19 protein-coding genes are annotated in these 17,346 nt (G+C 33.0%); 9 read left to right on the top strand and 10 right to left on the bottom strand.

Features of this window, described 5'->3' with window-relative positions:
- Position 1: 1 nt before the first annotated feature.
- Complete coding sequence (locus tag HA145_RS01250; RefSeq protein WP_025922116.1) at positions 2-343, bottom strand: DUF565 domain-containing protein; 342 nt, start codon at positions 341-343, stop codon at positions 2-4.
- Between the two features lie 11 nt (positions 344-354).
- On the bottom strand, positions 355-555 hold the full coding sequence (locus tag HA145_RS01245) for a hypothetical protein (RefSeq protein ID WP_209127507.1): 201 nt from the start codon (positions 553-555) through the stop codon (positions 355-357).
- A 217-nt stretch (positions 556-772) separates the two neighbouring features.
- On the opposite strand from HA145_RS01245, the gene isiD reads away from it, so the two are divergent.
- The 6 genes from isiD (at position 773) to HA145_RS01215 (ending at position 7,054) form a co-directional block, all read left to right on the top strand.
- The gene (isiD, locus tag HA145_RS01240) at positions 773-994 is read left to right on the top strand and encodes a protein IsiD (protein WP_209127564.1); all 222 of its coding nucleotides are present in this window, start codon (positions 773-775) and stop codon (positions 992-994) included.
- Positions 984-2,240 (top strand): bifunctional phosphopantothenoylcysteine decarboxylase/phosphopantothenate--cysteine ligase CoaBC, encoded by a 1,257-nt coding sequence (gene coaBC / locus HA145_RS01235; protein ID WP_209127506.1) that lies wholly within the window; start codon positions 984-986, stop codon positions 2,238-2,240. Before isiD ends, coaBC begins: the two co-directional genes overlap by 11 nt.
- 217 nt (positions 2,241-2,457) lie before the next feature.
- Positions 2,458-3,252: a photosystem II manganese-stabilizing polypeptide gene (locus HA145_RS01230; RefSeq protein ID WP_079329967.1), complete on the top strand. Its 795-nt coding sequence runs from the start codon at positions 2,458-2,460 to the stop codon at positions 3,250-3,252.
- 70 nt (positions 3,253-3,322) lie between these two features.
- A complete protein-coding gene (sat, locus tag HA145_RS01225) occupies positions 3,323-4,498 on the top strand; it encodes a sulfate adenylyltransferase (RefSeq protein WP_209127505.1) in 1,176 nt (391 codons plus the stop codon).
- Between the two features lie 46 nt (positions 4,499-4,544).
- Positions 4,545-6,398, top strand: coding sequence for an ATP-dependent zinc metalloprotease FtsH (gene ftsH, locus HA145_RS01220; protein ID WP_209127504.1), 1,854 nt, complete (start codon positions 4,545-4,547; stop codon positions 6,396-6,398).
- Between the two features lie 20 nt (positions 6,399-6,418).
- A complete protein-coding gene (locus HA145_RS01215) occupies positions 6,419-7,054 on the top strand; it encodes a bifunctional 4-hydroxy-2-oxoglutarate aldolase/2-dehydro-3-deoxy-phosphogluconate aldolase (protein ID WP_209127503.1) in 636 nt (211 codons plus the stop codon).
- 30 nt (positions 7,055-7,084) lie between these two features.
- On the opposite strand, the gene aroC is transcribed toward HA145_RS01215, so the two are convergent.
- Positions 7,085-8,185: a chorismate synthase gene (gene aroC, locus HA145_RS01210; RefSeq protein ID WP_209127502.1), complete on the bottom strand. Its 1,101-nt coding sequence runs from the start codon at positions 8,183-8,185 to the stop codon at positions 7,085-7,087.
- A gap of 108 nt (positions 8,186-8,293) precedes the next feature.
- The gene (gene psbA, locus HA145_RS01205; RefSeq protein WP_002805533.1) at positions 8,294-9,376 is read right to left on the bottom strand and encodes a photosystem II q(b) protein; all 1,083 of its coding nucleotides are present in this window, start codon (positions 9,374-9,376) and stop codon (positions 8,294-8,296) included.
- Positions 9,377-9,565: 189 nt separating this feature from the next.
- On the opposite strand from psbA, the gene HA145_RS09595 reads away from it, so the two are divergent.
- The gene (locus tag HA145_RS09595; RefSeq protein ID WP_257469969.1) at positions 9,566-9,694 is read left to right on the top strand and encodes a hypothetical protein; all 129 of its coding nucleotides are present in this window, start codon (positions 9,566-9,568) and stop codon (positions 9,692-9,694) included.
- 118 nt (positions 9,695-9,812) lie between these two features.
- Here HA145_RS09595 and HA145_RS01200 read toward each other — a convergent pair whose 3' ends face one another.
- The gene (locus tag HA145_RS01200) at positions 9,813-10,718 is read right to left on the bottom strand and encodes an aspartoacylase (RefSeq protein WP_209127501.1); all 906 of its coding nucleotides are present in this window, start codon (positions 10,716-10,718) and stop codon (positions 9,813-9,815) included.
- A 23-nt stretch (positions 10,719-10,741) separates the two neighbouring features.
- Here HA145_RS01200 and HA145_RS01195 point away from each other — a divergent pair, with 23 nt between their 5' ends.
- Both HA145_RS01195 and HA145_RS01190 read left to right on the top strand, forming a co-directional pair.
- On the top strand, positions 10,742-11,686 hold the full coding sequence (locus tag HA145_RS01195) for a glutathione S-transferase family protein (RefSeq protein ID WP_209127500.1): 945 nt from the start codon (positions 10,742-10,744) through the stop codon (positions 11,684-11,686).
- Positions 11,687-11,809: 123 nt separating this feature from the next.
- Positions 11,810-12,028 (top strand): CP12 domain-containing protein, encoded by a 219-nt coding sequence (locus HA145_RS01190; RefSeq protein ID WP_019480078.1) that lies wholly within the window; start codon positions 11,810-11,812, stop codon positions 12,026-12,028.
- 72 nt (positions 12,029-12,100) lie between these two features.
- Here HA145_RS01190 and HA145_RS01185 read toward each other — a convergent pair whose 3' ends face one another.
- From HA145_RS01185 to hemB, 5 genes are all read right to left on the bottom strand, one after another.
- On the bottom strand, positions 12,101-12,283 hold the full coding sequence (locus HA145_RS01185) for a hypothetical protein (RefSeq protein WP_011817712.1): 183 nt from the start codon (positions 12,281-12,283) through the stop codon (positions 12,101-12,103).
- 85 nt (positions 12,284-12,368) lie between these two features.
- Positions 12,369-13,352: an Obg family GTPase CgtA gene (cgtA, locus tag HA145_RS01180; RefSeq protein ID WP_209127499.1), complete on the bottom strand. Its 984-nt coding sequence runs from the start codon at positions 13,350-13,352 to the stop codon at positions 12,369-12,371.
- Positions 13,353-13,392: 40 nt separating this feature from the next.
- Positions 13,393-15,804 (bottom strand): endonuclease MutS2, encoded by a 2,412-nt coding sequence (locus HA145_RS01175; RefSeq protein ID WP_209127498.1) that lies wholly within the window; start codon positions 15,802-15,804, stop codon positions 13,393-13,395.
- Positions 15,805-15,818: 14 nt separating this feature from the next.
- Positions 15,819-16,205 carry a VOC family protein gene (locus HA145_RS01170; RefSeq protein WP_032523985.1) on the bottom strand — a complete coding sequence of 129 codons (387 nt, stop codon included), beginning with the start codon at positions 16,203-16,205 and terminating at the stop codon, positions 15,819-15,821.
- A 62-nt stretch (positions 16,206-16,267) separates the two neighbouring features.
- Complete coding sequence (hemB, locus tag HA145_RS01165; protein ID WP_209127497.1) at positions 16,268-17,269, bottom strand: porphobilinogen synthase; 1,002 nt, start codon at positions 17,267-17,269, stop codon at positions 16,268-16,270.
- Between the last annotated feature and the right edge of the window lie 77 nt (positions 17,270-17,346).

Raw genomic sequence — 17,346 nt, 5'->3', positions numbered from 1 at the left:
TTTATAGCAACTTAAGACTTTCTGTAAAGAAACCATAAAATAATCCTAATCTTAAAGAATCCAATAAAAGTACTAAAAATTTCTTTTTCCTTTCAAATCTAAAATTTCTTCTCAAAACTATTAAAAACTCAATAAAAACTACTGATAAAAAAGCGGCTACAGGATCCATGAGTTCCACAACTGCACTTACCATACCAAGAGAACTTCCAAAAAAGTATCCGATTAAAAGTGTAATCAATGATATTGAATATCTTCGCCATGGATTATTAGCCCAAATACTAATTGTCTGAATATTTTCCACAATTTTTAGCTGAAATTTTGTCTTTTGAGGTTTAACAACCATTTTGCATTAAACTAGGCCGCTTCTGAGTTTGATTGAATTTTAGTATTTCCTTCTATTAATTCAAGTAATGCTTCCAACTGAGCCATTAACCCTCTTAATTCGCCTGACTCAGGGAAAAGGTCATCTTCTTTTATTCCTAAATGCATTTCTCTGAGCTCTTGCCTTAAATAGCGTATGTGACTAATGACTTGCTCTCTTTTGGTTTGCGACATGATATAAATCTTTGCTTATATTTTAAGAAAGAATATTTTTGAAAAGGAGAGTTTGCATATTTATGACTGAGAATGAAGATAAATGAGCTAACAACAATTTGAAAAGATTATGAAAATTGAAAATTATCATATCCTTGAAAATATGTACTTAATTCTCATATCAATTTTAAATAATTACTTGAGGCTTTATTATTAGAGTATATTGACTCTACTCAATATGAAATTCATTTCTGAAAATAAAATAAGTAAGGAACTAGTAAATTCTTTTGATGAAGAAATGACCTTTGAGCTCGCTAAAAGGCTAGAAGAAGATAATTATAATACTCCATTTGATGGTTTAAAAGACTGGCACTTACTGAGGGCTCTTGCAATCAATAGGCCTGAATTAACGACTAATTATACCCATCTCCTCGATCAGGAACCTTTCGATGAAAACTAAAAGTAAGGACTCAAAAATAAAGGTTCTTTTATTAATAACTGGAAGTATTGCAGCTGTAAGAATTCCATTATTAGTTAGCCAATTAGCGAAAGAAAATTATGAAATAAGATGCGTTTTATCAAAAAATGCAGAAAAATTAATAAAGCCGCTTTCTCTTTCTATTTTAAGTAGAAACCCGTGCATTTTAGAAAATGATCAATGGTCTGATGGTCAATCAACACCTCTTCACATAGAACTAAGTAATTGGGCTGATATTTTAATCATCGCCCCTTTAACAGCGACAACATTAGCAAAATGGGTAGCTGGAAATGCAGATGGATTGATCCCTAGCATCTTAATAGCAAATATAAAGCCCATTATTGTTGCACCAGCAATGAATACACAAATGTGGCTAAATAAAGCTGTCCAAAAAAATTATGAGAATTTACAGAATTACGAAAATGTTTTGTCTTTGCAACCAAGTGAAGGCCTCTTAGCATGTGATGCTATTGGCATCGGTAAGATACCTCCTAATGATCTAATCCAATTAGCTCTTGAATTTATAGCTTCACATAAACAAAATGAATATCGCAAAGATTTACTTGATAAAGAAATTTTAATAACTGGAGGGTGTACCTCAGAAAAAATTGACGCGGCAAGACATATCACTAACAAAAGTTCTGGAGCTATGGGCCTACTTCTCTCTCAAGTAGCGAGGTTCAGGGGAGCACAAGTAAAATATGTTCATGGTCCTCTGAAAATCGATAAGAATCTTACTGATGGAATAAAAAGATATGAAATTGAAACTAGTGTTGATTTAATTAGGGCACTTAAAAATGAAATATCAAATTGCGATTATTTTTTCATGAATGCAGCAGTATCTGATTTCAAAATAACCTCTGATACTTCAGCTAAAATTCCAAAAAATCAAATTAATGCTTATTTGAATAAAAACTTTGAGCTAGTCCCAGATATTTTAAAAACAATTAGTGAATCAAAAAAAGATCACCAAGTTTTTGTAGGCTTTTCTGCTTTTACAGGATCTATTGAAGAGGCAAGAATAAAAATTAAAGAAAAGATTATTCAAAAAGGTTGTGATTATCTTTTCGCAAACCCAATTGATCTTGAAGGTCAAGGATTTGGTTTTTTAGCACAAAATGAAGGTTGGCTATTTAATAAAGAAAATATGGAGCATCATATAAAAAAAACATCCAAAATTGATTTAGCAAATAAATTAATAACCCAAATTATTTCATTAAAAAAATAAAAAAAAATTTTTTAATTTGTATTTTTTTGTAATCTTAATCATTAAAAATAATGTGATAGCTTAAAATGATTCCAGTTTTTTAAAATCTAAAAAGCTACGGGTTGTTTCGAGGATTTAATAGTCCTATCTTTTATGGTCCTTTCCCTTGTAATATCCGTACTGAACTTATTAGATGACCTTTAATCTATCGTCACAGAACTTTACTGCAACTTTAATTATGAGAATTCGTTCTTTCTTAGCTTTTGTTATTTCAATTTGTATAACTTTTGCTTTCGTACCTGTTAAAACATTTGCTTTTTCTGAAAGAGGAAATGCACAATTCACAGATGTTGTTAACACAGGAAAAGCTAATGATTGCCCTACATTAGACTCATCTCTTGTCGGATCAATATCTCTAGGGAATGGAGATAGCCTTAAAGGAATATGCATGCATCCAACAGAAGTTTATGTAAAAGTGCCAGGGACAAAACGAAAAGCTGCAGAATTTGTTTCTACAAAAATTATTAGTCCTAGAAATAACACCACAGTGACAGAAGTTTATGGAGATATAGATTCAGGAACTTTCACTGAAAAGGGTGGTATTGATTTTCAACTTATTACTGTATTAACTCCTGGTGGTTTAGAGGTGCCATTTGCATTCTCAGCAAAAGATCTTACAGCTAATTTACCTTCATCAATTGAGCCAGGCACTGAGGTTAGTGGTTCAACATTTACACCTAACTACAGAACTGGTGACTTTCTAGATCCTAAGGCAAGAGCTAAAAATACTGGTGTTGAATATGCTCAAGGTTTAGTTGCATTAGGAGGCGATGACGAAGAACTTGCAAAAGAAAATATTAAAGTTGATGTAAACGGTACTGGCGTTATTACTCTTTCAATCAACAATGTAGATTCTGACACAGACGAATTTGCTGGTACTTTTGAAGCAATCCAACCTTCAGATACAGATATGGGTTCAAAGGATCCACTGGATGTAAAAATAATTGGGGAGCTTTACGGAAGAAAGGCATAAATCCTACTCAAGAGAAAAAGGGGGTTAAACCCCTTTTTTTTTTCAAAATTTTTCTTTATCAATTTTAAAAATGGAATTACAACAAAAGAATAAAACAGATACTAATGGACTAATACCGCCTTATGGAGGAGAACTAAAAAATTTAATTATCAAAGATAAAAACCTTAAAAATGAACTTATTTCTAAATCTACTTATGAGTTTGAATGTAGCGAGAGAAATGCATGCGATGTAGAACTTTTGATGGTTGGAGCTTTTTCTCCATTGGAAGGTTTTATGGATGAAAATAACTACAATTCGGTCATTAAAAAAAATAGAAATACAAGCGGGTTGCTTTTTGGCTTGCCTATTGTATTTGATTCAAATAATGAAAAAGTAAAAACTGGAGATACTATATTACTTACCTATAAAAAACAAAAAATAGCAGTTTTAGAAGTTAGCTCTAAATGGGAGCCTGACAAGTCCTTAGAAGCTGAACTTTGTTATGGTACTAATTCTTTAGATCATCCTGCTGTTAAGATGATTTTTAACGAGAGAGGTAGATTTTATATAGGAGGAAGAGTTTATGGTTTCGAACTACCAATTAGAGAATTCCCCTGCAAAACCCCTGAAGAAGTTAGATCTACACTGCCATCAAATCATGATGTAGTTGCATTTCAATGCAGAAATCCAATTCATAGAGCACATTATGAATTATTTACTAATGCCTTACTTTCAGAAAATGTCTCCTCTAACTCAGTTGTTTTAGTTCATCCAACTTGTGGGCCAACTCAACAAGATGATATTCCTGGAAAAGTTAGATATTTGACCTACAAAGAATTAGAAGAGGAAATATCTGATGAAAGAATAAAATGGGCTTTTTTACCTTATTCAATGCATATGGCAGGGCCAAGAGAAGCCCTTCAACATATGATAATAAGAAGAAATTATGGCTGCACCCACTTTATTATTGGTAGAGATATGGCTGGTTGTAAGTCGTCGTCAACTGGTGAAGATTTTTATGGTCCATATGATGCCCAAAATTTTGCGAATAAGTGTGCAGATGAATTGATGATGCAAACTGTTCCTTCAAAAAATTTAGTTTATACCAAGGAAAAAGGATATATAACAGCTGAAGAAGCTAAAGAATGTAATTATGAAATTATGAAACTTAGTGGTACGGAATTTAGAAAGAAATTGAGGAATGGAGAACCAATTCCTGAATGGTTTGCATTCAAAAGTGTAGTAGATGTTCTAAGACGCTCTTAATATTGTTTTATTATTAGTATTATAGATTTATTAAAGATTTTTTATCGTGAACAAACGTTGGAGAAACGTAGGACTTTATGTCCTAGCTGTCATTACTGTAATTTTCATTGGTACTTCAGTTTTTGATAAACCTAGTACTGAAAGTTCTACAAAGACTTTGAGATATAGTGATTTTATAGAGGCAGTTCAAGATAAAGAAATTAGTAGAGTCCTTATATCTCCAGATAATGCAACAGCTCAAGTTGTTGAAAATGATGGAAGCAGATCTGAGGTCAATTTAGCCCCTGACAAAGATTTACTAAAAATCCTAACTGACAATAATGTAGATATCGCTGTAACTCCTACAAAATTAGCCAATCCATGGCAACAGGCTTTAAGTAGCTTGATCTTCCCAGTACTTTTAATTGGAGGCCTATTTTTTCTTTTCAGAAGATCTCAAAGTGGTAATGCTGGAGGTGGTAACCCTGCCATGAGTTTTGGCAAGAGCAAAGCTAGACTTCAAATGGAACCATCTACACAAGTAACCTTTTCAGATGTTGCTGGTGTAGAAGGTGCAAAATTAGAATTAACTGAAGTTGTAGATTTCCTAAAAAGTCCAGATAGATTTACTGCTGTCGGGGCAAAAATTCCAAAAGGTGTTCTTCTTGTGGGCCCTCCAGGTACAGGAAAAACTTTATTAGCTAAAGCAGTTGCTGGGGAAGCGGGTGTGCCATTTTTCTCAATATCAGGTTCAGAATTTGTTGAAATGTTCGTAGGTGTTGGTGCTAGTAGAGTTAGAGACCTTTTTGAGCAGGCTAAAAAGAATGCTCCATGCATAGTATTCATAGACGAAATCGATGCAGTCGGAAGACAAAGAGGAGCAGGTATGGGTGGAGGAAATGATGAAAGAGAACAAACTTTAAACCAACTCCTTACTGAAATGGATGGTTTCGAAGGTAATTCTGGAATAATAATTGTTGCTGCTACCAATAGACCTGATGTTTTGGACTCAGCTTTAATGCGTCCTGGAAGATTTGATAGACAGGTAACAGTAGATAGACCTGATTATGCAGGAAGACTTCAAATATTAAATGTTCACGCTAAAGACAAAACACTTTCCAAAGATGTAGATCTAGATAAAGTTGCTAGAAGAACTCCAGGATTTACAGGTGCCGATTTAGCTAATCTATTAAATGAAGCAGCAATATTAGCAGCTAGAAAAGATTTAGATAAAGTAAGTAATGATGAAGTCAGCGATGCCATTGAAAGGGTTATGGCAGGTCCAGAAAAGAAAGATAGAGTCATCAGTGATAAGAAAAAAGAATTAGTTGCTTATCATGAAGCAGGTCATGCACTTGTTGGAGCATTAATGCCAGATTATGATCCTGTAGCAAAAGTTTCGATAATTCCTAGAGGTCAAGCTGGAGGTTTAACCTTCTTTACTCCAAGTGAGGAAAGAATGGAATCAGGTCTTTACTCTCGTTCTTACCTTCAAAATCAAATGGCAGTAGCTCTTGGGGGAAGAGTTGCTGAAGAAATTGTCTATGGAGAAGAAGAGGTTACAACTGGAGCTTCAAACGATTTACAGCAAGTTGCTAATGTAGCAAGACAAATGATTACTAAATTTGGTATGAGCGACAAAATAGGTCCAGTAGCTTTAGGCCAATCTCAAGGTGGAATGTTTCTTGGGAGAGATATGAGCTCTACAAGAGACTTCTCTGAAGATACTGCTGCGACAATAGATGTTGAGGTTTCAGAGCTTGTTGATGTGGCATACAAAAGAGCTACAAAAGTCTTATCAGATAACAGAACTGTTCTCGACGAAATGGCTCAAATGCTTATCGAGAGAGAAACAATAGATACTGAAGATATTCAGGATTTGCTCAACCGCTCAGAAGTTAAAGTGGCAAACTATATTTAATCTCAAAAATTTTAATTTTAATGAATTATAAAAAAGATTCTTTTTCGGAGTTCCTGAAAAAAGACTCTTTTTTTTTACTTATAAAACCTGAAGATAATATTTACTCAAATACCTCTATAAGAAATTCATTTTTTGATGAATTAGAAAGCTTAGTAAAAATAGGATTAAAAAATATTGAAATAAGTTGGTCAAACAACAAAAATTGGTTGGATTTTGTATCCGAAATCAAACTCAAATATCCAAGAATTAATTTAGGCTCTGCCTCTATAATCAATAAGCAATCAATAGAAGATTCATTAAAAATTGGATTAAATTTTTCTATGATGAAATTTTGGGATAAAAATCTTTTCAATTATGCGAAGTCAAATAATTATTTATTAATTCCAGGAATTAAAAATTTAAAAGATCTTAAGGAAGCGATAAATTTAAATTGCAGCATTATCAAAATTTATCCAATAAAAGGTAAAGATAGTTCTATTGATATACTTAACTTTAAAAATATTGATTTCATTGCTGCTGGGGGCCTATCAATCAATGATGTAAAAACTTATAAATCTTTAGGATATAAAGCAATCGTGATTGGAGATAAAGGTATCAAAAATAAAAAATTTGATCCAAAAATATATGACTGTCTGAAAAATAACAAAAATAATTAAATCAAAGACAAATATAATTATCTTTCAGAATTAATAATTATGCATTAAGCCACATTGTGCATGATTCAGGAGCAAATGATCAGCGAGCACTAAAGCGACCATTGCATCAACCATGGGAACTGCTCTAGGGAGAACGCATGGATCATGTCTTCCTTTTGCCTTCATCAACACTTCTTTTCCTTCAGCATTTACTGTTTTCTGTTCTTTCCCGATGGTTGCTGTAGGTTTAAAAGCTATCTTCATTTCAATATTTTCGCCATTACTTATTCCTCCTTGTATACCTCCTGAATTGTTAGATATTGTTCTTAACTTACTAATATCATCAGACTTAATGAAGGCATCATTATGTTCGCTACCTTTTAAATAAGTTCCAGAGAAACCTGAACCTATTTCAAAGCCTTTCGTGGCAGGCAAAGACATCAAAGCCTTCGCTAAATCAGCTTCTAATTTATCAAATACAGGCATCCCAAGACCAGACGGAACATTTCTTACAAGACATTCGATTACTCCGCCACAAGAGTCTCCTTGACGCTTTAATTCCTTAATTCTCTCGATCATTTCTGCTGAAACCTTCTCATCAGGACATCTAACAATATTAGAATCTATTTTATTGAGAGAAATCTTCTCTTTATTTATATCAGAATCAATATCATGTATACGCTTTACCCAAGATAATATTTCAGTATTACATAAAGTTTTTAATAATTGTTTTGCTACAGCACCAGCCGCTACTCTCCCAATTGTTTCTCTTGCAGAGGCTCTTCCGCCCCCAGAACTTGCCTGAATTCCATATTTCAAATGATATGTACCATCTGCATGAGAAGGTCTAAATACTTGCTCCAAATTATTATAATCTACTGGTCTTTGATCCTTATTTCTTACCAACATCGCTATTGGAGTTCCAAGTGTTAACCCTTCTTTTATCCCACTTAATATTTCAATTTTATCTTCTTCATTTCTGGGTGTTGTAATGTCACTTTGGCCAGGTCTGCGCCTATCTAATTCATTTTGTATCAGATTTATATCTATTTTTAACTTAGGTGGACATCCATCAAGAATAACTCCCACTGCACCACCATGTGATTCTCCAAAAGTACTAACACGAAAAATTTTTCCAAAACTACTACTCATAGAAATATCAAATGTTTTATCTATATATAAACATTATATGAAACCAATTGAAAATTAAACAAAAAAAAGCCCCCAAAAAGGGGGCTTGTAAATTTAAGAACTTTAAGCTTAACCGATAGCTGGAGCTGAAAGAGCTACTGTTGTAGACTCAGCTGCTGCTAGATCAAGTGGGAAGTTGTGAGCGTTACGCTCGTGCATTACTTCCATACCTAGGTTTGCTCTGTTAAGAACGTCACCCCATGTAGGAACAATCTTACCGTTTGCATCAACAACTGACTGGTTGAAGTTGAAACCGTTAAGGTTGAATGCCATTGTGCAGATACCCATTGAAGTTAACCATACACAAACAACTGGGAATACAGCTAGGAAGAAGTGAAGACTTCTGCTGTTGTTGAAACTTGCATATTGGAAGATCAAACGACCGAAGTAGCCATGAGCTGCAACGATGTTATATGTTTCTTCTTCTTGTCCGAACTTGTAACCATAGTTCTGAGACTCTGTCTCAGTTGTTTCTCTGATTAGAGATGAAGTAACAAGTGAACCATGCATAGCTGAGAATAAAGATCCTCCGAACATACCAGCAACACCAGCCATGTGGAATGGGTGCATAAGAATGTTGTGCTCTGCCTGGAAAACAAACATGAAGTTAAATGTTCCAGAGATACCTAGAGGCATTCCGTCAGAGAATGAACCTTGACCGAATGGGTATACAAGGAATACTGCGAAAGCTGCTGAAACTGGTGCAGAGTATGCAACACAGATCCATGGACGCATACCTAAACGGTATGAAAGCTCCCACTGTCTTCCCATGTATGCTGAAATACCAATTAGGAAGTGGAAAATTACAAGCTGGTAAGGACCACCGTTGTATAACCACTCATCTACAGTAGCTGCTTCCCAAATTGGGTAGAAGTGTAGACCAATAGCGTTTGATGAAGGAACAACTGCACCTGAGATGATGTTGTTTCCATATAGGAATGAACCAGCAACTGGCTCTCTAATTCCGTCGATGTCTACTGGTGGTGCTGCGATGAATGCAACGATGAAGCAAGCCGCTGCTGTAAGAAGGCATGGAATCATTAAGACGCCGAACCAACCAACATAAATTCTGTTGTTAGTTGATGTTACCCACTCACAAAACTGTGGCCAACCTTTTAACAGCGAAGAACGCTGCTGCTGAATAGTTGTCATGAGTTCGTAAAGTATGTCTCTAAAATGAGACGTGTAAATAAAAACGGAAAATAAATTCCGCTTCGAAGATTTTAGACCAAAATCGCTAAAAATGTGTAAATATTTTTTCTTTAAGTAAACTTATTTTTTGGAAAACAGGAGAAAAGAACTTCCATGTCTTAAGATTTTCTTTGTTATTGAGGATTCAACTTGGTAATAATCGAATGGCTTCTTAACGGAAAAAGATCTAGAGAGGTAGTTTCCTTAAGAGAGGCTAAGCATAGAAGACTGCAATTAGAGGCTTTTGGAGCTGTTATTTATTGGAGTCAAAGAATTTAGGTTTTTAAGGTTTAAAAATTAGAAAAAAAAAATAAAAGTATTAAATATTAAATAAACTTATCTATAAAATAAAAAATCCTTATTAGTTTTCAACGATTTATTGTTCCGGTTTCTTAATTTAAAAACTTTCAAACTCTTGAACCCATTGTTTTTTGGAACAAATCACTTCTTTTTTTGTGTAGCTCATGGCAATTTTTTTTTCCTTATAAGCAACTTCTCCAATAAAAACAGGCCAAATCAATTGGTCCCGTTCATATTTGTGGATTATTCCTTGGCTATCCAGAAATAATGGATCTCCTCTTTTAATCATTTTCCAATCTTGGTTTATTCTCTCAGGATGAATTATGCCATCAATATCGCCCTTTTCATCTCTTGGATAATCTATACTCCCTTGATGAACGTGAACTACTAATTCCTTTGGAAGTTCTATAAGTTTATTTTTTAATTTATCTATCTCTTCCCTCAGGGAGCTAATTATTAGAGAGAATCTATTTATAATATTTTGATCATAAAAATTTTGTGCGACAGCTCCTATTTCAATAACTAAACCACATGGCCAAGCTTCTACAAGAAAGCCTGTTTGGGCTTTATCTTTTTCGTGCAAATAAATAGGCAATCCAAATTTGTTCTGCAGTAATGCAGCTAAACAAAAATCTTTGGATCTCCTCCCATACATAACAATGCTAGTTCCCATATTTGCAGTAGTAGTGTGCAAATCGATTGCAATTTGACAGGGTTTAGATCCGTCAATTCCAAATTCATCTACTAAAAAATTGGCTCTATTAATTTCATATAAGCTATTCTTATGTTGATCAAAATTCTCAATTTCTTTAAAAGATCTATTTAAATCTAAATCTATATACCTGCAACCTTTTTCATAGGCAGCAGGATTACCTATGATGTACTCATACTCAATACCATTATTTAAACTATTTTCCTTTCTATTAAATTGCTGAACAGCCCAAACAGGATTAATTTCGTTCCCATGCGTGCCTGAAACGATAAGTATTCTTTGAACAGTCATTTTTTCTTTAAAAATAAAATTTTATGCAAAATAAATACCTTATAAAGGCCTCCAGAAAATTCTGGTTTTGGTTTTGGACCCAATTAATGAATGGCTTCGCGCCATCAGATTTATATGGTAATTATAAAAGGCCTAAAGGTATAACCATTAATAGTGAATACGATATTAATAATGAGAATGGACAAATTTATTTATTAGTAGGTCATTCTTGTCCATGGTGTCAAAGAACATTACTCGTACACGAAATAAAAGATTTATCTAAAAAAGTTAAAGTAATTTTTTTAAAGGCAGACGTTGAGCATGGCGAATGGATTTTCAATACAAAGATTAAGGAATGCATAAGACTTTCAGACCTTTACAAAAAAGCTAATAAAAAGATTATTTTTAGAGCGACATTACCTCTTTTAATTAGCTTTGTAAAAGATGAAGTAAATATTCTTTCTAATGAAAGTTCACAGATTATAAGACTACTCAATTCAATAAAAAGTGAATCGAAATATCAGTCATTAAGTATTAAAGATGGTAATCAAAAATTTTTAGATTTAATTAATTACAGCATTAATGATGGCGTATATAAATGTGGTTTCGCCAGAAACCAGTCAGCTTACGAAAAAGCAAGTAAAAATCTTTTCGCAGCTATAAATGAAATTGAAAATTTACTACAGAAAAATAAAGGGGACTGGATATTTGGAGAAGAGTTAACCTACGCAGATATTTACCTTTTTCCAACGCTTATAAGATGGGAATTAATATATAGCAAATTTTTCAAATGTACTGAACAAGAACTATCAAGTTTTGAAAAGATTATTGAATGGAGATTAAAATTCTTTAAATTATCTAATGTAAATAGGACATGCTTCGACAATAAATGGAAAAAAGATTACTACAAAGCTTTATTCCCTTTAAACCCAAATCAAATAATCCCAGTTTTACCATCGCTAAAGGACATAATGAAAGTAGAGTCCTAAAAAAAATAAATCAATTTCAAAAAAAATGATGTTGTAATGAACACTTATTTAGTTCATAGATAATGCAATTTCATTAGAAATTAACTATGTTATGTATGTCTACTAAAGTATGAAAAGCTTAAAATGAAATCCATTGACGAACACATCCAAAAAGATCAATCGGAAATCGAATCTGCAAAAGCAGAGGGCAATCTTCCAAAGGTCAGACATTTAACTGAAGAGCTAAAAGAACTCGAAGAGTATAAGGATCATCATCCAGATGATAAACATGACCCTAATGCTTTGGAACTATTCTGCGATGCCAACCCAGACGAACCAGAATGTCTTGTTTATGATGATTAAATTTTTTCTTTTGATAGATAATACACAATAAAAAAGGGCTCTAAAAGCCCTTTTTTTTATTTACTAATTCTACTAGTAATCTCTATTAAAGTCGGATGGACTTCCTGTAAGTGAACATACAACCGACTCTTCATTTTTCATTTCCTTGACTTCTACAATTGGTCTTCCCATTTTCTTCAAAACCTCAATATCTTGAATAGTTTGACATCTAGCTATTATTTTTCCTTGTTGATCAAAGCAAGTATAGAAATTCATATTTTGTTTAAAGAGGTATCTTATTTATGACTAATTTTCATTATTAAATCAAGTGTTTTTTTTACAAAAAAATTTTAAATTTAAGTTAGATCCTTTTCCATACTTCAGAAAGCAGTGAAGATAAACCTTTTTTTAAAGATGAAGAAATAACTAAAACTTTCTTTTTAGATAAATCTTCTAACTTTTTTGAAATTATTTTCAAATAATCATCATCTACCAGCTCCATTTTATTCAATACTATTATCCTCTCTTTATCTAAAAGACCTTTTCCATATTTTTTTAATTCCTGCTCAATTATCTCAAAATCATGTAAAGGATTTTCTGCAATTGCATCAATTAAGTGAACAAGCATCTTCGTTCTTTGGATATGCCTTAAAAAATCATGACCTAAACCTACTCCATCAGCTGCCCCTGATATTAATCCAGGAATATCCGCAAAAAGGCAACTATTCCCATCAATTTTTCTTACTACACCTAAGTTGGGTATTAGAGTTGTGAAAGGATAATTTGCGATTTTTGGACGGGCAGATGATACAACAGAAATCAAGGTACTTTTCCCAGCATTTGGAAGACCTATGATCCCAACCTCTGCAAGAAGTTTTAGTTCTAATTGAATCTCCCATATCTCTCCATCTTTTCCTTCAGTGAATGATTCTGGGGCTCTATTTTGATTACTTAAATAGTAAGCATTACCATGTCCACCTCTTCCTCCAATGGCAATAGTTAAACACTGTTTATGTTTAGTTAAGTCTCCTAAAATAATGCCGGTTTTAATATCCCTTATTTCTGTACCGCAGGGTACTTTAAGGATTGTATCCTCACCTGAAGCACCTGATCTCTTATTAGGACCTCCTTTGCATCCATCTTCAGCAATTATTTCACGTTTGAATTTGAAATCTAATAATGTTTGTAGATTATTATCAGCCATCAAAATAACTGAACCCCCTTTGCCACCATTGCCCCCCGAAGGTCCTCCAGCAGGAACGAATTTTTCTCTTCTAAATGAAACTATTCCATTTCCACCTTTTCCAGCTTTAAGAATAATGTTGGCTTGATCAATAAATTGCACTTAATACGATTATTAAATTGTTTTCTAGGTATTTTTAATTTTATTTTATCCACGCAATACTGCAACCAGGGCCACCCTCGTTGTTGGCTGCATCTTCAATCTTATCAACATAATTTAAACCTGATAACCAATTTCTTAGTCCTTTCTTTAATTTCCCTGTGCCAATTCCATGAACGATCCATAACGGTCCATGAAATTTTCTAATTTTCTCCTCAATAATTATTTCGGCTTCATGAACTCTTAACCCTCTTACGTCAATTGTATTTTTACTCGTTCTAATTTTAGAAAAAGAAAAATCTTCTCTTGTAGACTTGATCTCAATTTTTGAACTTTTAAAATTAGGCTTTTCTCCATTAATACCTTCAAAGTCATTTACAGATAATGTGCTTCTAAATGAACCACATTTAATTTCATAAAAACCACCTTTTTTATCTAAATCTACAATTTGTCCCGTACTATTTAGACTTTTAATCTTTACAAAATCGCCTACCTGAGGATTCCATGATATTGACTTTTCAGATTTTTTTGGGGTTAAATGTTCCCTCTCAATTTCCTTTAATCTTTTTCCAATAATTCTAGTATCCTCTCCATTAACATTTTTATCTCTTAATTTTTTTATCAAATCTATCACCTCTTTTTTAGCAGATATAATATGTTTTGATAATTTAGACCTTTCAATTTCCTGGATTTTTTGAGCATTTATTTTTTGATATTCATAATTTCTCTTCAATTCATCATGTAATATTTCAGTCCTTGCAATCAATTCTGCAGCAGCTTCTGCAGAATTTTGTTGTTTAATCCTCTCTTCCTCAAGTCCTTTAATAATACTGTTAATATTGTCAATTTCTTTTGGCTTTAAATAATTTGCAGCTTCATTGAGTATGCTTTCATCGAGACCAATTCTCTTTGAAATTGACAAAGCATTACTTCTCCCAGGAATACCCCAATTGAGTATATATTTTGGCTTCAAAGATTCCTCATCAAAGGCAACTGATACGTTTTCAAATCTTGTGTCGTTATATTTTAAAGCCTTAATATCTCCATAATGTGTAGTTGCCAAAGTGATATCAGATTTATTTGCAAATTCTTTTAATAAAGCCATCGCAAGAGCACTTCCTTCAAGAGGATCTGTGCCAGATCCAATCTCATCTAACAAAACAACTGATAATCCTTTCTTATAATCAAGCGAATCTAATATCTCTTTTATGCGGGATATATGCCCACTGAAGGTAGATAAATTTTCTTCTAATGATTGATTATCTCCAATATCCACATATATATTTGGACAAAAAGGGATAACAGGATTATTAGTTGAAGGTATCAATAATCCTGCTCTAGCCATAAGTAAAGACAAGCCCAAACCTTTTAAAGCTGCTGTTTTACCTCCAGTATTTGGACCTGTAATAGCTACAACCTTAATATTTCTATTTATATGAAAATCGACAGCTACTGGTGGAGGGGCTCCTTTTTTCTTATGTTCCCAAATCAATAATGGATGAGAAAAACCAATTAAAGAAATAATAGGATTTTTCTCAAATGTAGGAGTTTTACCTCCAATCCATTTCGAATATCTTGAACGAGTTAGGGCATTTTCTAATCTTAATAAAATGGATGCCATTTCAATAAGATTTTTTGAATTATCACTAACAACCTGAGACCATTTCTTAAGTAATTTAAATTCTTCTGCTGTAATCCTAGCCTCTAAAGAAGCAATCTTATTACCTTTAGTTACTACACTTTCAGGCTCAAAATATATTGTATTTCCTGAAGATGAAGAGTCATGAATTATTCCTTTAAATTTATCTACATAATTAACTTTCACTGCTAAAACAGGCCTTCCATATCGATCTCCAATAGTAGTATCTTGCAAATAAGCTAAATTCTTTTGTATAAATTTCTCAACTAATATTTTTCTTTCAAGTTTCTTAGATAAAAATTCTTTTCTAAGAATAGATAGTTCATTACTAGCATTGTCTGAAATCCTTCCATTCGATTCAATGCCTTTTTTAAAAATCGTTTCGATATTCTGATGGTCAATTAAATTTTTTATGAATGATGAAATATAAGGCCTTTGTTCAAAATCTAATAAGATTTTTTTTAAATTTCTTGCTGCTGCAATTGTTTTCGCTATTTCTAACAATTCAGAAGATAAAATTACACCTCCCTTCGAACAAATATTAATATTTCTACTAATTTCAAAAACACCAGAAAAACTAATTGATTTATCTAAAGTATTTTCTAACTCAGTTATTTCAACCGTTTCATTTAAAAGTCTTTTAGATGCCTCGTATTCTGAAGGTATAACAAAACTTAAAATTGATCGTTTACCCATTTCCGTTGAGGCAAATGAAGATAAATGCGTTTTTAATGAATCCCACTCTAAAAGGTTTATAGATTCTTCTTCTAAGGTGTTATCTGAATATGATTTTTTAGAATAACTTTTCTCTTGCATACAAAAAAAAAGAATCAAACATTCGATTGAATCCCTTCAGGAGGAACATAAAGCATTTCAAGCCAGTTTCCTTCAGTATCCTTCATATAAAAAGATGCTGTTCCATCTCTATGCTCATGTAGTGGACCAACTTTTACACCAGAATTTTTTAAATCATTTTGAATATTTTCCACTTCTTTTTTATTTTCAAAATGAAAAGCAAAGTGAGGTCCCGCAGCTTTGTAGCTAGGGCCTAACAACGCAAGTCCATCTTTCCCTTTACCTGCCTCTAAATAAGACCAATCTTTATCATCCCAAACCAAATTCATTCCCAGCTTTATATAAAAAGATTTCGCCCTTTCGAGATTCTCTACTCTAAGTGCAATGTGACCAATCCTATTTACTCCTTGTGAAAACTTCAAAACAAAGCAATTAATTTATTACTTATCTAAGAATAAACCAAATTTTTGTTAATAATGAGTTTTTAAGTATCCTGCAACCATTGAGATGCATCACAAGCATGATAAGTGAGTATTAATTTTGCTCCTGCTCTTTTAAAACTAAGCAATGTCTCTAAAACAATATCTTTTTCGTTAATCCAGTTCTTCATAGCAGCAGACTTTACCATGGAATACTCCCCACTAACGTTATATGCAGCTATGGGCTTATTTGAAAATGTGCTTAGTCTATAAACAATATCCAAATATGAAATTCCTGGTTTTACCATCAAAATATCAGCCCCTTCATACTGATCCAATGCAGATTCAATTAAAGCCTCTTTTGAATTGGCAGGGTCCATTTGATATGTAGACTTATTGTCTGGAATTACTTTCTTAGTATTTTCTCTAGGAGCCGAATCTAAAGCAGTTCTAAACGGACCATAATAAGCAGATGAATATTTTGCTGTGTAACTAATAATACCTACATCACTAAATCCTTGACTATCAAGAGCAGTCCTAATTGCTCCAACTCTCCCATCCATCATGTCACTAGGGCCAATAAAATCTGCTCCAGCTCTAGCTTGAGTTAAAGCTTGTTTTTTTAAAATTTCAATAGTTTCATCATTCAATATTTTTCCAGTTTCATCAACTAAGCCATCATGTCCATCACACGAGTAAGGGTCCAAGGCAACATCTGTCATTATTGCCATTTCTGGAATCTCTTTTTTTAATATTCGAATAGCTTTGGGTATTAAACCGTCTTCATTAAAACACTCTGCTCCATCTTCAGTCTTTAAGCTATCATTTATTTTTGGGAAAAGAACCACACACCTTATTCCCAATTCCCATGCTCTAGTAACCTCTTTTATTAAGCCATTAATATCCCATCTATAAGTTCCTGGCATTGCAGAAATTTCCTCTTTGAAATCTTTTTCATGGATAAATAATGGATAAATAAAGTCTGAAGCCTTTAAATGGTTTTCTCTAACCATTTCTCTAATTGCCTCAGTCCTTCTTAATCTTCTTGGACGAATAATCGAATTCATATTTAATATAATTTAAGTTGAAAAATATTTATCTAATACATTAATCGCTTGCCTCGCACATAAATCAATCAGAGACT

It is taken from the genome of Prochlorococcus marinus XMU1411 (assembly GCF_017696075.1).
In the GTDB taxonomy this organism is placed as follows: domain Bacteria; phylum Cyanobacteriota; class Cyanobacteriia; order PCC-6307; family Cyanobiaceae; genus Prochlorococcus_A; species Prochlorococcus_A marinus_V.
This window is presented reverse-complemented; position numbering and strand designations above follow the sequence as displayed.

What these genes read in the sequence shown, in the direction of transcription:
- hemB (WP_209127497.1), bottom strand. Translation starts at nt 17,269, where the DNA reads ATGAATTCGATTATTCGTCCAAGAAGATTAAGAAGGACTGAGGCAATT.
- HA145_RS01245 (WP_209127507.1), bottom strand. Translation starts at nt 555, where the DNA reads ATGTCGCAAACCAAAAGAGAGCAAGTCATTAGTCACATACGCTATTTA.
- HA145_RS01250 (WP_025922116.1), bottom strand. Translation starts at nt 343, where the DNA reads ATGGTTGTTAAACCTCAAAAGACAAAATTTCAGCTAAAAATTGTGGAA.
- aroC (WP_209127502.1), bottom strand. Translation starts at nt 8,185, where the DNA reads ATGAGTAGTAGTTTTGGAAAAATTTTTCGTGTTAGTACTTTTGGAGAA.
- HA145_RS01200 (WP_209127501.1), bottom strand. Translation starts at nt 10,718, where the DNA reads ATGACTGTTCAAAGAATACTTATCGTTTCAGGCACGCATGGGAACGAA.
- HA145_RS01190 (WP_019480078.1), top strand. Translation starts at nt 11,810, where the DNA reads ATGAAATCCATTGACGAACACATCCAAAAAGATCAATCGGAAATCGAA.
- coaBC (WP_209127506.1), top strand. Translation starts at nt 984, where the DNA reads ATGAAAACTAAAAGTAAGGACTCAAAAATAAAGGTTCTTTTATTAATA.
- HA145_RS01195 (WP_209127500.1), top strand. Translation starts at nt 10,742, where the DNA reads ATGCAAAATAAATACCTTATAAAGGCCTCCAGAAAATTCTGGTTTTGG.
- HA145_RS01215 (WP_209127503.1), top strand. Translation starts at nt 6,419, where the DNA reads ATGAATTATAAAAAAGATTCTTTTTCGGAGTTCCTGAAAAAAGACTCT.
- HA145_RS01230 (WP_079329967.1), top strand. Translation starts at nt 2,458, where the DNA reads ATGAGAATTCGTTCTTTCTTAGCTTTTGTTATTTCAATTTGTATAACT.
- psbA (WP_002805533.1), bottom strand. Translation starts at nt 9,376, where the DNA reads ATGACAACTATTCAGCAGCAGCGTTCTTCGCTGTTAAAAGGTTGGCCA.
- isiD (WP_209127564.1), top strand. Translation starts at nt 773, where the DNA reads ATGAAATTCATTTCTGAAAATAAAATAAGTAAGGAACTAGTAAATTCT.
- sat (WP_209127505.1), top strand. Translation starts at nt 3,323, where the DNA reads ATGGAATTACAACAAAAGAATAAAACAGATACTAATGGACTAATACCG.
- HA145_RS01175 (WP_209127498.1), bottom strand. Translation starts at nt 15,804, where the DNA reads ATGCAAGAGAAAAGTTATTCTAAAAAATCATATTCAGATAACACCTTA.
- HA145_RS01185 (WP_011817712.1), bottom strand. Translation starts at nt 12,283, where the DNA reads ATGAATTTCTATACTTGCTTTGATCAACAAGGAAAAATAATAGCTAGA.